The organism is Candidatus Marifrigoribacter sp. Uisw_064, assembly GCF_047730175.1.
Taxonomy (GTDB): Bacteria; Bacteroidota; Bacteroidia; order Flavobacteriales; family Flavobacteriaceae; genus Marifrigoribacter.
In genome coordinates this window covers 2,603,426-2,617,719 of sequence record NZ_CP159833.1, presented here as the reverse complement: position 1 = coordinate 2,617,719, position 14,294 = coordinate 2,603,426, and the positions used below count along the sequence as shown (strand labels likewise).

Below are 14,294 nucleotides of genomic sequence, written 5' to 3'. Positions count from 1 at the left end.
AAAGAATTATAGTAAGTACAAACCTTAAATATTAAAATCATGAAAAAATTAATCACATTAGTAATCGGAATCTTAGCAATTAGTTTCTCAAGCAAAGCAGCTTCAGAAAATATTCAAAACCATTACATTACAAATAATGACAATTCATACATATTTGTAGAAAACAATGTAGAATTTTCAATCTTTCCTGATGGACAATTTGATTTTGTCTATGTAGGTGGACACAGCGGAACAGAAGTAAATGTTTCGGTTGGATCTCCTAATGTAAACATCAGTTTTAATTCAGGTCATGATTATGATATGTTTGTTCAGTATGATGATTATGGAGCTGTAATTCAAATAGAAGACATTCCTATTTATTACGATTCATATGGACGTATTACTCAAGTAGGTAGTGTTGATATTAGATATAACAATAGACGTATAGTACGTGTGGGTGGATTAAACTTACATTATAACAACTTCGGTTATTATTCTTATAGTTCTGGTTATATCAACTCTTGGAATAGATATTATGTATACCGTCCATGGCATGTATTTTATGCAAGACCATTCTACTCTCATTGTGTAGTATATGATTATGCATATAGAAATCATTACTCGCCTGTTAGATATAGTTACAATCACCATAATAGATATTATAGAAATAGAGGTCAGAGTAACTCATATACAAATGGTAGAAGAAATTTTTACAGACCTGGAAGTAGAATTCATAATAGAAATGGAAGAACTGCTGTAAACAAACAATATAAGTCAAGTAGAAGAAATAAAGCAGCTGCTTTAAATGTAAGAAAAGGGAGTCCTGTAACTAATTCTTCTCTTAGAGGAAACCCAAGAAAAGGGAAACCTGTAACTACAACTCAAAGAGGTGGCGTTAGCAAGAGAAAGTCTGCATCAACAAATAGAGGTGATATCTATAGAGGAAAGCCAGTTACTTCAAAAAGGAAAGAAGTTAAAAATAATAATAGAAAGAACACAAATAATAACAGCGTAGTAAAAAGAAAAAATACTACGGTGAATAATTCTAAAGGAAGACCAGTGGTTCAATCTAATAATAAAAGAAGCTCTGTTTCAAAAAGTAGAGGAAATACAGTAAAAAGAAGTACTACTTCTCGTTCAGGTTCTCAAAAGAGAGCCGTAACAAAGAGAACTTCGCAAACTAGACCTAAGACTACTGTTAACAAAAAAAGTAACAGTCGTTCAAAAGGGAAAGTAACAAAGAGAAGTAGAGGATAATTTTTTGGTTGGTTAGTTTGAAACCCCTGTTAAATAGAAATATTTAGCAGGGGTTTTGTTTTATTAAAGATTCTTATTAATAGTCTCTGCCATTTCCCTTGTAAGCTCCCTCCTACTATATTTCTCAATACCTCTTGAATTAATAATAAGCTTCCCTTCTTTAAATAACTGATAAGAATCCGCTATTTCTTTTTTTAACTGAGATTTATCTTCATAATCAAAAAATCGACCCGCATTTGTTTCTGAAATAATAGCTTCAATATCACTGCCTTTAGGGCCTAATGCTATGATAGGTCTCTTTGCTAATAAATATTCAAATAATTTTCCAGGGATGATCGAACGTGTTTCAGGTAAGTTCATTTCAATCAATAATAGTAGTTGAGCATTGTGTTGAAATTGTAATGCTTCTTCATGTGAAACATAACCAATTACTTCAGCTTTATCAACTAATTGATGGTTTTTCAAACTAACAATCACTTCATTACTAACAGCTCCAATTAATTTTAGTTTAAAATCTTGCGCAAATTTTTCATTCTCTTCACATAAGTCTGAAAGTACCTTCCATAATACTTCTGGGTTTCTTCCACTTAGTAAAGAACCAATATGAACTAAAGAAAAGTTATCGTCTAGTTTTAACTCAATTTCATGATTTGTATCGTAGCCATTGGTAATTACTTCAATGGGTTGTTTTGTTATAAATTGAAATTCAATTTTTGTATTTGGACTCGTAACAATAACTTGATCTGCATTCTGTAATACTTCAGCTTCTAATTGCTTATGCTTTTTCTCTGAAGAATTACTCAGTTGCAACGATTTATGGTAATGAATTGTGGTCCAAGGATCTCTAAAATCAGCAATCCAAGTAAGCCCTGTTTTTCTTTTTAATGCCAATCCTATTAAATGCATACTATGTGGTGGGCCTGTAGTAATAATAGCATCTATTGGGTTCTGTGCAATATATTTTGCTAAATAGTTAATGGAAGGTTTTACCCATCCAATACGTGCATCTGGTATAAAAAAATTACCGCGTACCCAAAGCATTAATCGTTCTATTATAGAAGGTCGTTTCTTTGTGATAATTCCGCTACTGATTTGTTTGGTTTTCTTTTTAGATAAAATTTTGGCGAAACGATACGGTTCTTTAATCGGCAATTTTATTACTTCTATACCTGTAGGAATTTCATTAATTAGATTAACATCTTCGATAGGATAATTTGGATTCTCGGGCGTATAAACAATCGGTTCTATTCCAAACTCCTTAAAATAAGCGATAAACTTTAACCAACGCTGTACTCCTGGCCCTCCTGCTGGCGGCCAATAATATGTTATTATGAGAACGCGTTTCATGTGTCTATATATTTTTTTAAAGCGCTGTTGGCTCTTTTTTTCTGAAGTTTAAAAATAAACCTCCACCTATAATCAATAAAAATAAAATCGAACTTGAAAATGAAATCATACTTCCCGTTTTAATCACTTGAGGCTCAAATTTAAATTCTATTTTATGTATCCCAGAAGGAACTGCTAACGCTCTTAAGGTATAGTTTGCACGAATGTACTCAACTTGTTTTCCGTTTATATATGCATTCCAACCGTTAGCGTAATATACCTCTGAAAACAATGCCAATTGATCTGATTTAGATTCAGATTCATACTCTAAATGATTTGGAGCATAGTCTACCAATTCAATACTTGCAAGGCTGTCTCTTTTAGTTTCTTTTAAAGGAAGCTTATTTTTGAAATCTATATGAATTATCGCTGTTTCTCTAGTGTTTAAGCTATCCAATAATTGAATTTCTTCATTTGCATTATTGGCAATCATCACATTTTCTACAAACCACGCATTTCCATTTGCATATGGATTAATTTGTGCTACAGACGAACCGTTTTCAGCTTGACCAATGATGTATTTTACATTCATCATATTTAATATACCAATATCTCCTTTACTTAAATAAAAATTATCTAAATCCTGAATTCTACCGGGCTTAGCTGCATGATATCCTCCTAATGCATTATGAAAATAACTCGCTCTACCACTATTAAATGGGCTATTAATTTCATACACTCTAAAATGATCATCGTCTTTTAATATTTGAATGTCTGCATTGTTTTTCTGAAATGGTTGCTTTACTTGCATTGCTGAAACAAAGTTATCGTTATTCACATAACGTCTGTCAACTGAAACTAAATCAACTACAATTAAAATTGCAAAAATTCCTATCGCTAAATTCTTTGAAGCTTTTTCTTTTAAATAAAACCACAATACTCCGGAGGCCAATAAAACAAAAACAAAAGAACGAATTGAATCCGTTGTAAATAATGACATTCTATCTCTTCGTACGGCATCAATAAAAGGAAAACCTAATTCATCCATGAAATAACTGTCGTAAGGGCTGGCGAAATCAAATAAGGCAGATTTAAAAAGAATAAAAACGATTGAAATTCCACCTAAAATTCCTGTAGTCCATAGCAGTGCTTTCTTTTTTTCTTCTGAACGTTCTCCTTTATTAAAAAACTGATGTAAACCAACCATCCCTATGATAGGAAGCACTAATTCAATAATAACCTGTATTGAAGACACTGCCCTAAATTTATTATACAGCGGAATGTAATTGATGAAGAATTCTGTTAGAAAAGAAAAATTCTTTCCCCATGATAAAAACAAGCTCAACATAAAACCTCCAACGATCCACCATCGCAATCTTCCTTTAATTAAAAACAAAGCTAAGACTGCTAAAAAGATGACAACTGCTCCAATATAAGCTGGTGCACCTACATAGGTTTGATCTCCCCAATACATGGGTACTTGTGATAAAAACTGACTTGCTTCTTGAGGAGTTGCTCCTAAGCGCAATAATTCTTCAATAGCTTCAGCTTCTTCAGGAAAAGGTTCAGATGAACCACCTCCCATAAAACGTGGGATAAAAAGGTTGAAACTTTCAGCGATACCGTAACTGTATTCAGTTATATATTCATAATCTAAGCCTTCAGAATACACTTTCGGACTTCCATCTGGATTTATTGTTAATTCACTTTTTCCACGCGTTGAAGCATCTGTATATTCTTTAGTCGCCATAATATTCGTGGCATTCAATCCTAAAGCAAGTAGCACACCAAAAAGCATAACAACAATCGCTTTAAAAAACTGTGGAATCATTTTATTTTTATACGCATCAATGAAATATGCTATTCCTAAAACTATGACTAATAACAGTAGATAATAGGTCATTTGAAAGTGATTAGCAACCAATTCGAGTGCCATTGCGACTGTAGTGAGTAAAAATCCTGAGAGATATTTACCTCTAAAAGTGAGAATAATTCCGCTTAAAACTAAGGGCATATAGGCAATTGCATGCGCTTTTGCATTATGGCCGACACCTAAAATGATTATAAGATAAGTTGAAAAACCAAAAGCTAATGCACCTAAAAAAGCAAGTTTATAATCTACTCTTAAAATTAAAAGTAAGATATAAATACCCATAAAGTATAAGAATAGGTAATCTGCAGGCCTAGGCAAAAAACGAAGGGTTAGGTCTAATTTTTTAATATAATTATGTGGGTATTTAGCTCCTAATTGATAGGTTGGCATTCCTCCAAAAGCTGCGTCGGTCCAATATGTTTCTTCTCCAGTTGCTTTTCTAAAATCATTTTGTTGCTTAGCCATTCCTGTGTATTGAACAATATCACTTTGGAAAATTTCTTTGCCCTGCATTACTGGACTAAAATATACTAAAGAAGCAATAATGAATAAAACAAAAACAACAAGATGTGGAATAAAGTCTTTAAAACGCTGCATACGATAAATATATTAAGATGGGGGAAATTATAAAAAATATGCTAATAATGTAGAATAATAATATAATAAACAATTTACTATAGTAGAAAATTTGCTTTATAGATTATTCAACTTCTTCATAATCTACATATTCACCAACTGTATTCTTAGATTTTTGTTTATTAGAAGATGATTTATCAATACTAATCTCTCCTTCATTTTCTTTTGGTTTATTCTGATTTTGATTTGCAAAATTACCAAAAGATTTTTCAAAATGACTTCCTGCCTTTTTTGCTATATATCTCAACAGGTACGGTTTAGCTAGTCTAAATAAAATCTTTAGTCCAAAATATACCAGAAGAATGATTAAAATCGTTTTTAGAAAAGTCATAGTTCAATTAATTCTTTATCAAAAGTAATCAATGATATAGAAAAAGAAGAATATCTAACATTAAAAAAATGATAAATTCTTATATCTTTGAACTAAGAGATTGTTCTATAATAATCCTTAAAAACACATTTTATGAACATTAAATTTAATTACTGTTTACTCTTTTTACTTAGCTTTACGATAGCTACTGCTCAATACACAGAAGAAATAAACTCCAACAGACCAGGCTTCTCTCAAGGTGCTTTTTCAGTAGGAAAAAATGTACTTCAGTTTGAAGCAGGTTTCGGTTTAGGAAAAGAAAAACATAATATAAGAAATACTGAAATAAATGCTTTTGCTATTGATTATGGAGTGCGTTATGGTTTTTGGAAAGAAGAATTAGAAGTAAGTCTTCAAGGAACATATCAGTCTAATTCTATTTCCTCCCCCGCAGGAGATAATAAATTGAGTAATTTTAAATCAAATACAATTGGCGCAAAATATTTATTTTATGATCCATATAGAAAAAAAGTTCTTGAAGGACCTAATTTATATAACTGGAAGGCTAAGAATACATTTCAATGGAAAGATTTAATTCCTGCGTTTTCAATTTTTGCTGGTGCAAATTTCGATTTTGCAGACAATCCATTTACACCAGAACCTGAAAGTATGATTAGTCCAAAAATTGTATTATCAACCCAGAATAATTGGATTGGTGGATGGGTATTTGTCACTAATATTGTTGCAGATAGAATAGGAACTGATTTTCCTAGTTATGGATATTTATTAACGTTAACACATTCATTTACTACACACTTTTCAGTATTTGTAGAAAATGAAGGAATAAAAAGTGATTTTTATTCAGATCAATTATTTAGAGTAGGTACTGCTGTCTTAATAAATAGTAATTTTCATTTAGATGCTGCGGTGTTATTAAACTTTAAGGATACACCATCAAGAACCTATGGAAGGATCGGCGTTTCTTATCGATTTGACATGCATGATAGTGATGAATATATTGAAGAGAAAGGAAAAGCAGGTCGTGATAAAAAGAAAGAGGGAAAAATAAATTCCAAAAAAGAAAAAAAGAAAAAGAAAAAGAAAGAGCGCAAGGATGATTTTGAAATTGAAGATGACGGAGGTCTTTAGAATAATAATTTTATGATTGAAGTAAAACAAATTCATACTAAGAAAGAGCTGAAAAAGTTTGTAAAGTTTCCTTTTGAGCTATATAAAGATTGCAAATATTGGGTGCCTCCTTTAACTAAAAAGGAAATAGAGACGCTAGACGTCACAAAAAACCCTGTTTTTAAAAATGCAGAAGCTTCCTATTTTTTAGCTTATAAAGATGGAGAGATAGTTGGAAGAATTGCAGCTATAATTAATTGGCTGGAAGTCAAAGATCAAAATCAAAAAAAAATGCGTTTCGGTTGGTTTGATTTTATTGATGATTTAGAAGTGTCTCAAGTACTTTTAAAAGAAGTTGAAAAAATTGGAAAAGCAAATCAATTAGAATATACCGAAGGGCCAGTCGGATTTTCTAATTTAGATAAGGTAGGTCTTATTACCGAAGGATTTGATGCCATTACTCCAATGGTTACTTGGTACAATCACCCCTATTATATTAAACATTATGAAGCGGCAAATTACAAGGTTGAAAAATCATATTCTGAGAGTTTATTTCCTTTTGAAAATGTAAAGCCAGAATTTTTTTATAAAGCGCAAGAGATTATAAAAAGACGATACCAATTAACTGCTTTAAAACTTACCAAAACAAATGAGGTGATGCCTTATGTAGATAAGATGTTCGATTTGTTTAATCAAAGTTATGCATCATTATCATCATTTGTCGCTATTAACGATATTCAAAAAGCTTACTTTAAAAAGAAATTTATAAGTTTTATAAACCCTGAGTACATAAAATTTGTTGTCGATAAAGATGATAATATGGTAGGTTTTGCTATTGTAATGCCTGCTTTTTCTAAAGCATTGCAAAAAATTAATGGCAAATTATTTCCCTTTGGTTTTAGACACATTATGCACGCTAAAAAAAATAGTAAGGATGTTATTTTTTATTTAATAGGTATTCATCCCGATTATCAAAACAAAGGTGTGCATGCGATTTTATTTAATGAATATTATAATACATTTACTGAAAAAGGTATTGAAACCTGTTTTAGAACTCCAGAATTAGAAGACAATTTTGCTATACATCAAATATGGAAAAATATTCATACGGAAGTTTATAGACGACGAAAAACCTTCAAAAAGTCCCTCTAAACCTATTTTTTATTAATAGAAATAGTAGAATATGCAAACATGTATATAGCTGTCCAATACGTTGTTAAAATTAAAACTCCTGCAAAAGAGAAGGATTCTTTAAATTTATCGAAAGCCAATATAGAGTCAGAAATCAAAAACAGTATAGCTCCAATACAAATCATTAAGTGAACTTTATTTTTTTCTAAAGCATATAAAGACAATGCTTGCCAATTCATTAATACTATAACCAAAATATAAACACCTACTGGTATAGTTATTTCACCTAAGCTGGGCTTTAAATAATAAAAATAGGACAATCCAATGAATAAAAGAATCGCAAAGATTCCATATTTTTTCTGAAATCTTTTTAAAGATAAAAAAGCATACGTAAAGATTAAATGACCAACTAAAAAGGAAGCCAAACCAGCTATAAAATATGCGTTATCTAATAAAAATACATCTCCAATTAAGCAGAAAAAAAGCCCTATTATAATAAGATTCTTATATTTTTTTGAAGAAGTTTTAGAAAATAAAATGGGAACTAATACTATTAAAATAGTAGTTAAGGCTTTAGCATAATTATAATATTCTAGAGTTTCCGAATATTGAAAAACAATAGCACTAAGTGCTGAAATAATAATTAAAATACTCCAGACTTTCAGTTTCATTTAAAAAATAATTAATCACCAAATGCAGCAGCAACAGCAGCAGACAAACGTTTATAAGTTCCGTTCTCTAATCGCTCTCTTATTGCTGAAAAAGCGGCTAAAGTTTCTTCAACATCTTTAGATGTATGGGTTGTTGTAGGGATCATTCTTAATAAAATTAATCCTTTTGGAATTACAGGATAAACTACGATCGAACAAAATATACCATGGTTTTCTCTAAGGTCTTTTACTAATGCCATTGCTTCTGGAACAGATCCTTTAAGATACACTGGTGTTACACAACTTTGTGTAGTCCCTATATCAAAACCTCTTTCTTTTAATCCTCCTTGCAATGCGTTAACATTCTCCCAAAGCTTTTCTTTAAGTTCAGGCATTGTACGAAGCATGTCTAAACGCTTTAAAGCACCTACCACCAATTGCATTTGCAAAGATTTTGCAAACATTTGTGAACGTAAATTATATTTTAAGTAATCAATTATTTCTTGATCAGCAGCAATAAAAGCACCTGTACTTGCCATAGACTTTGCAAAAGTTGCAAAATAAACATCAATATCATCTTGTACACCTTGCTCCTCACCTGCTCCAGCTCCAGTTTTACCTAGAGTTCCAAAGCCATGTGCATCATCAACAAAGAATCTAAAGTTATATTTCTTTTTAAGGGCTACAATCTCTTTCAATTTTCCTTGCTCTCCACGCATACCAAAAACGCCTTCAGAGATCAATAAAATACCTCCTCCACTCGCTTTTGCCATTTTAGTAGCACGTTGAAGATTTTTTTCAATACTTTCTAAATCGTTATGCTTATACGTAAATCGTTTTCCTAAATGCAAGCGTACCCCATCTATAATACATGCATGTGCATCAACATCATACACAATAACATCATCTTTAGAAACCAAAGCATCAATGGTTGAAACCATTCCTTGGTATCCAAAATTCAATAAATAAGCAGCTTCCTTACTAACAAACTCTGCTAGTTCTTCTTGTAGTTTTTCATGTAAATCTGTATGACCACTCATCATTCTGGCTCCCATAGGATATGCAGATCCATATTCAATACCTGCTTCAGCATCTACTTTTCGAACTTCAGGATGATTTGCTAAACCTAAATAATCATTGATACTCCAAGTAATAACTTCTTTTCCTTGAAATTTCATTCGGTTTGAAATTGGACCTTCTAATTTTGGGAATACAAAATATCCCTCAGCAACATCAGCCCATTTTAATAACGGTCCTTTGTTTTTATATATCTTTTCGAATAAATCTTTAGTCATACTACTAAGTTTTTTGCAAGCGACAAAATTAATTAAATTAATCTGGATAACCACATTCTTTGGCAATGATTAAGTTTTATAAAGTAAAAAAGCCATAACAAATAAATGTTATGGCTTAAATATTTAGTATTAAAGTACCCTACTTTATATATTCAATAGGTGCAGTTTCAGTATTCTTAGCGTCAAAGAAACCTTGTTGCTCCATCCAATCATCACTATATACTTTACTCATATATCTTGATCCATGATCTGGAAAAACAACAACAACTACAGAATCTTCATTAAATACACCACTTTCATCAAGCTGTTTAAGACCTTGCATGGCAGCTCCACTCGTATAACCTACAAATAAACCTTCTGTTTTAGCTAATTCTCTAGCGGTATGAGCACTGCTTTCATCTGTTACTTTTATAAACTGATCGATATTATCAAAATCAGTTGCTGTAGGAATTAAATTTTTTCCTAAGCCTTCTATTCGATATGGGTAAATTTCATTTACATCGAATTCACGTGTTTCATGATATTTTTTTAATACTGATCCATACGCATCAATACCAATCACTTTTACATCTTTATTTTGTTCTTTTAAAAATCTACCGATACCAGAAATTGTACCTCCAGTTCCACTACAAGCAACTAAATGTGTGATTCTTCCTGCGGTTTGTTTCCAAATTTCAGGGCCCGTTGATTTATAATGTGCATCAATATTTAATTCATTGAAATATTGATTAATATATACTGAACCTTTTATTTCACTATGTATTTTCTTTGCAACTTGATAATATGATCTTGGGTCATCTGCACTTACATTTGCAGGACAAACATAAACTTTTGCCCCCATTGTTTTTAACATATCAATTTTATCTTTTGAAGATTTAGAACTAACTGCCAAAATGCATTCATATCCTTTTAAGATACTTACCATTGCTAAACTAAAGCCAGTATTTCCACTTGTAGTTTCAACAATAGTATCACCAGGAGTTAAAATGCCTTTTCGCTCAGCTTCTTCTATAATATAAAGAGCAATACGATCTTTTGTTGAATGTCCCGGATTAAATCCTTCAACCTTAGCATAGAAATTACCAATAAGATTAGAAGTAATTCTGTTGAGTTTAATTAATGGTGTATTGCCAATAAGCTCCAACACATTATTATGGGCTAATAATTCGTCTTTCATAAAGAGGTTTTTCGTTATAAAAAATTTTAGCTTTACGCCTTATTTTAAAACCGTACAAACTTACGGTAAATATTTTAATTAGTCCTTTATTCCTTCTAAATCTAATATAAATGCATAATCAATTGCAACTTCTTTTAGCGCTTCAAATCTACCAGAAGCACCGCCATGCCCAGCATCCATGTTAGTATGAAGTAATAAAGAGTTTTTATCTTTTTTTAATTCCCTTAGTTTTGCCACCCACTTTGCTGGTTCCCAATATTGAACTTGAGAATCATGTAATCCCGTTGTCACCAACATATTAGGGTATTTCTTTGCTTCAACGTTATCATAGGGTGAATACGATTTAATATAATCATAATATTCCTTATCATTTGGATTTCCCCATTCATCATATTCTCCTGTTGTTAAAGGAATACTATCGTCTAGCATTGTTGTAACAACATCTACAAACGGTACTGCTGCTATTACACCATTATATAATTCTGGAGCCATATTAACGATAGCGCCCATTAATAATCCACCAGCAGAGCCTCCATAAGCATATAGATGGTCTTTTGAGGTATATTTTTCTTCAATTAAAAATTTAGAAACATCTATAAAGTCTGTGAAAGTATTTTTCTTTTGAAGTAATTTACCATCATCATACCAATTTCTACCTAAATACTCTCCTCCCCTAACATGAGCTATTGCATAAATAAATCCTCTATCTAATAAACTTAAACGTATACTAGAAAAATAAGGATCTATTGTTGAACCATACGAACCATAAGCATATAATAATAATGGATTTGAACCGTCCATTTTAATGCCTCTTTTATAGACCATTGTTAGTGGTACTTTTGTACCATCTTCTGCAGTTGCCCATAGCCTCTTAGAATCGTAATTATTTTTATCGAACTTACCTCCTAACACTTCTGTTTCTTTTAAAACAACCTGTTCTTTCGTTTCCATATTATAATCTAAAAGAGAAGATGGAGTCGTTAATGAAGTATAACTGTATCTAAGTGTTTTTGTGTCAAATTCTGGGTTTTGAGTGGTATAAGCAGTATACGTTTCAGTATTGAAAGGCAAGTAATGACTTTCAGAATTATCCCATGGTTTAATATGAATTTTATTTAATCCATTATTTCTTTCATTGACTACTAGGTACTCTTTAAAAATATCAATTCCCTCCAGAAGAACATCCTTTCTATGAGGAATTACTTCTTCCCAATGTTCTTTAGTAGTTTTCACTTCTGAAGTTTTCATCAATTTAAAATTGATTGCCTTATCCTTATTAGTAAGAATATAGAAGTCTTTTCCGAAGTGAGAAATATTATATTCCAACCCTCTTTCTCTTTCTTGAAATAAGTTAAATTTTTCATTTGGAGTATCTGCACTCAATATTCTATATTCTGAAGTTAAGGTACTATATGAGCCAATCACAAGAAATTTTCTTGACTTTGTTTTATAAACAAAGGTTCCAAAAGTTTCATCTTTTTCTGTATAAACTAACTCATCTTTTTTAGAATTAGTTCCTAAAACATGTTTATAGATTCTATCTGCACGAAGAGTCTGTTCATCCTTACGAGTATAAAACAAAGTTTTATTGTCATTCGCCCATGTGGAACCTCCTGTAGTTAATGGAATTTTTTCTTCATACACCTTACCGGTCTCTAAATTTTTAATGTGAATTATATATTTTCTCCTACTCAATGTGTCGACTCCAAAGGAAATTAATTTATTATCCGGACTTATACTCATCCCGCTTAAGTTATAATATGAATAGCCTTCAGCCATTTCATTTACATTAAATAGAATTTCTTCTTTAGCATCTAATGATTCTTTTTTTCTGGTATAAATCGGATAGTCTTTTCCTTTTTCAAATCGAGTAATGTAATAGTATCCATTCAATTTATAAGGTACAGACTCATCGTCTTCTTTAATACGGCTTTTCATTTCCTCGAATAAATCCTTCTGAAAATCTTTAGTATGAGCTGTCATTTTCTCATAATAATCATTTTCTCTCTCTAAATAATCAATGACCTCATCATCATCCTTATCATTAAGCCAATAGTAATTATCCACTCTAACATCACCATGCTTTTCTAAATGTTTTTCAACTTTATCGGCTTTTGGGGGAACTATATTCATATGTTTTTTTGAAGTTGTTTTGGTATTACATGAAGCAGCAAAAATAATTGTTACAATTGAAAATACCACTAAATTTTTCATAACAAATAGCATGTTAAATTAGAGAGCAAAGTAATAATTTTGTTTGGAATAAAAAACAAAAAATATGCTTGGAGATTTAATGGGAATGATAGATAAAATTAAAGAAACCCAAAAGTAAATAGAGGCAACTAAATTAAGATTTAATTTAGTTTTAATTGAAGAACAAAACATCGATAGAGTAATAAAAACCACTATTACCTCTAATAAAAAAAATGCTCCTAGAGCACAAAGAAAAGAAACATAAAGTATTTTTACTTATTGCAAAATAAAAAGCCTCTTAATTAAGAGGCCTTTACTAGTTATAGGTAGTTACAATTTCTAAAAATTTATCATGCATTGCTGCAGTGTAATCATAATGTGTTACGATTCGTAACTTCCCTTGCCCCATAGAGCTTATCATTACATTATGTTTAGAAAGATCATTTATAAATTTTTCTTCTGAAATACCTTCTTGTAAATAAAAAATAACAATATTGGTTTCTGTAGCCTCAACTTTACTTATATACCTTTGTTTTTCAAGTATTGACGCAATCTCTGAAGCTCTTTGATGGTCTATCGCTAATCTATCGACATGATGATCTAAGGCATATAACCCTGCTGCTGCCATAAAACCTACTTGTCGCATAGCTCCTCCTAAGATTTTTCTAATTCGAATTGCATTGTACATTAAACTTGATTTACCCACTAAAATAGTGCCCATTGGCGCTCCTAAGCCTTTGCTTAAGCAAATTGAAATTGTATCGAAGTTAGCACCATAATCTTTAGGGTCTTCATTTTTCGCAACTAAAGCATTCATTAAACGTGCTCCATCTAAATGCAAGCCTAATTTATGATCATCACAGACTTTTTTAATTTTTTTAATTTCATTAAAATCATAACATGCACCACCTCCTTTGTTGGTAGTATTCTCAAGACATACTAGACTTGTTAAAGGGCTGTGATAAAAATCTGGTGGATTGATAGATGCTTCAACTTGCTGAGCTGTAATCATTCCACGAGTACCATTTATTAATTTACAGGAAACTCCACTATTAAAAGATGCGCCTCCTCCCTCATAATTATATACGTGCGCCCAAACATCACAAATTAATTGTTCTCCTGGGTTTGTATGCAGTTTAATAGCAGCTTGATTAGACATGCTTCCAGTAGGGAAATACAAGGCTTGATCCATCCCAAATAATTCAGCAAAACGTCTTTCTAATTCATTAACAGTTGGATCTTCTTTATATACATCATCCCCTGTTTCGGCTTTTAATATTGCTTCCAACATTTCTGGGGTTGGTTTTGTAAACGTATCACTACGCAAATCTATCATCAT

Annotated in this window: 11 protein-coding genes; 3 read left to right on the top strand and 8 right to left on the bottom strand. The window is 31.3% G+C overall.

From position 1 onward, the window contains the following. Positions 1-39 precede the first annotated feature (39 nt). Positions 40-1,236: a hypothetical protein gene (locus tag ABXT64_RS11720; protein ID WP_443633120.1), complete on the top strand. Its 1,197-nt coding sequence runs from the start codon at positions 40-42 to the stop codon at positions 1,234-1,236. Positions 1,237-1,299: 63 nt separating this feature from the next. Here the strand turns inward: ABXT64_RS11720 and ABXT64_RS11715 are convergent, their stop codons facing one another. The 3 genes from ABXT64_RS11715 to ABXT64_RS11705 all read right to left on the bottom strand — a co-directional run bounded on the left by ABXT64_RS11715 (position 1,300) and on the right by ABXT64_RS11705 (position 5,402). After that, positions 1,300-2,583, bottom strand: a complete 1,284-nt coding sequence (locus ABXT64_RS11715; RefSeq protein WP_443633119.1) for a glycosyltransferase family 4 protein — start codon at positions 2,581-2,583, stop codon at positions 1,300-1,302. A 16-nt stretch (positions 2,584-2,599) separates the two neighbouring features. Further along, complete coding sequence (locus ABXT64_RS11710; protein WP_443633118.1) at positions 2,600-5,032, bottom strand: YfhO family protein; 2,433 nt, start codon at positions 5,030-5,032, stop codon at positions 2,600-2,602. 103 nt (positions 5,033-5,135) lie between these two features. Next, positions 5,136-5,402 (bottom strand): DUF4834 family protein, encoded by a 267-nt coding sequence (locus ABXT64_RS11705; RefSeq protein ID WP_443633117.1) that lies wholly within the window; start codon positions 5,400-5,402, stop codon positions 5,136-5,138. Between the two features lie 132 nt (positions 5,403-5,534). Between ABXT64_RS11705 and ABXT64_RS11700 the strand changes: the two genes are divergently transcribed. Both ABXT64_RS11700 and ABXT64_RS11695 read left to right on the top strand, forming a co-directional pair. Continuing rightward, positions 5,535-6,530 carry a transporter gene (locus tag ABXT64_RS11700; RefSeq protein WP_443633116.1) on the top strand — a complete coding sequence of 332 codons (996 nt, stop codon included), beginning with the start codon at positions 5,535-5,537 and terminating at the stop codon, positions 6,528-6,530. A gap of 12 nt (positions 6,531-6,542) precedes the next feature. Beyond that, a complete protein-coding gene (locus tag ABXT64_RS11695) occupies positions 6,543-7,661 on the top strand; it encodes a GTP cyclohydrolase (RefSeq protein WP_443633115.1) in 1,119 nt (372 codons plus the stop codon). 2 nt (positions 7,662-7,663) lie between these two features. Here ABXT64_RS11695 and ABXT64_RS11690 read toward each other — a convergent pair whose 3' ends face one another. The 5 genes from ABXT64_RS11690 to ABXT64_RS11670 form a co-directional block, all read right to left on the bottom strand. Beyond that, positions 7,664-8,311: a lysoplasmalogenase gene (locus ABXT64_RS11690; RefSeq protein ID WP_443633114.1), complete on the bottom strand. Its 648-nt coding sequence runs from the start codon at positions 8,309-8,311 to the stop codon at positions 7,664-7,666. A gap of 11 nt (positions 8,312-8,322) precedes the next feature. Beyond that, complete coding sequence (locus tag ABXT64_RS11685) at positions 8,323-9,585, bottom strand: aminotransferase class I/II-fold pyridoxal phosphate-dependent enzyme (protein WP_443633113.1); 1,263 nt, start codon at positions 9,583-9,585, stop codon at positions 8,323-8,325. A 139-nt stretch (positions 9,586-9,724) separates the two neighbouring features. Then, positions 9,725-10,762, bottom strand: coding sequence for a PLP-dependent cysteine synthase family protein (locus tag ABXT64_RS11680; RefSeq protein ID WP_443633112.1), 1,038 nt, complete (start codon positions 10,760-10,762; stop codon positions 9,725-9,727). A gap of 78 nt (positions 10,763-10,840) precedes the next feature. Next, positions 10,841-12,976, bottom strand: a complete 2,136-nt coding sequence (locus ABXT64_RS11675) for a S9 family peptidase (protein WP_443633111.1) — start codon at positions 12,974-12,976, stop codon at positions 10,841-10,843. A 295-nt stretch (positions 12,977-13,271) separates the two neighbouring features. Beyond that, a complete protein-coding gene (locus ABXT64_RS11670) occupies positions 13,272-14,294 on the bottom strand; it encodes a threonine aldolase family protein (protein WP_443633110.1) in 1,023 nt (340 codons plus the stop codon).

What these genes read in the sequence shown, in the direction of transcription:
- ABXT64_RS11720 (WP_443633120.1), top strand. Translation starts at nt 40, where the DNA reads ATGAAAAAATTAATCACATTAGTAATCGGAATCTTAGCAATTAGTTTC.
- ABXT64_RS11670 (WP_443633110.1), bottom strand. Translation starts at nt 14,294, where the DNA reads ATGATGATAGATTTGCGTAGTGATACGTTTACAAAACCAACCCCAGAA.
- ABXT64_RS11680 (WP_443633112.1), bottom strand. Translation starts at nt 10,762, where the DNA reads ATGAAAGACGAATTATTAGCCCATAATAATGTGTTGGAGCTTATTGGC.
- ABXT64_RS11675 (WP_443633111.1), bottom strand. Translation starts at nt 12,976, where the DNA reads ATGAAAAATTTAGTGGTATTTTCAATTGTAACAATTATTTTTGCTGCT.
- ABXT64_RS11710 (WP_443633118.1), bottom strand. Translation starts at nt 5,032, where the DNA reads ATGCAGCGTTTTAAAGACTTTATTCCACATCTTGTTGTTTTTGTTTTA.
- ABXT64_RS11705 (WP_443633117.1), bottom strand. Translation starts at nt 5,402, where the DNA reads ATGACTTTTCTAAAAACGATTTTAATCATTCTTCTGGTATATTTTGGA.
- ABXT64_RS11690 (WP_443633114.1), bottom strand. Translation starts at nt 8,311, where the DNA reads ATGAAACTGAAAGTCTGGAGTATTTTAATTATTATTTCAGCACTTAGT.
- ABXT64_RS11695 (WP_443633115.1), top strand. Translation starts at nt 6,543, where the DNA reads ATGATTGAAGTAAAACAAATTCATACTAAGAAAGAGCTGAAAAAGTTT.
- ABXT64_RS11715 (WP_443633119.1), bottom strand. Translation starts at nt 2,583, where the DNA reads ATGAAACGCGTTCTCATAATAACATATTATTGGCCGCCAGCAGGAGGG.
- ABXT64_RS11685 (WP_443633113.1), bottom strand. Translation starts at nt 9,585, where the DNA reads ATGACTAAAGATTTATTCGAAAAGATATATAAAAACAAAGGACCGTTA.
- ABXT64_RS11700 (WP_443633116.1), top strand. Translation starts at nt 5,535, where the DNA reads ATGAACATTAAATTTAATTACTGTTTACTCTTTTTACTTAGCTTTACG.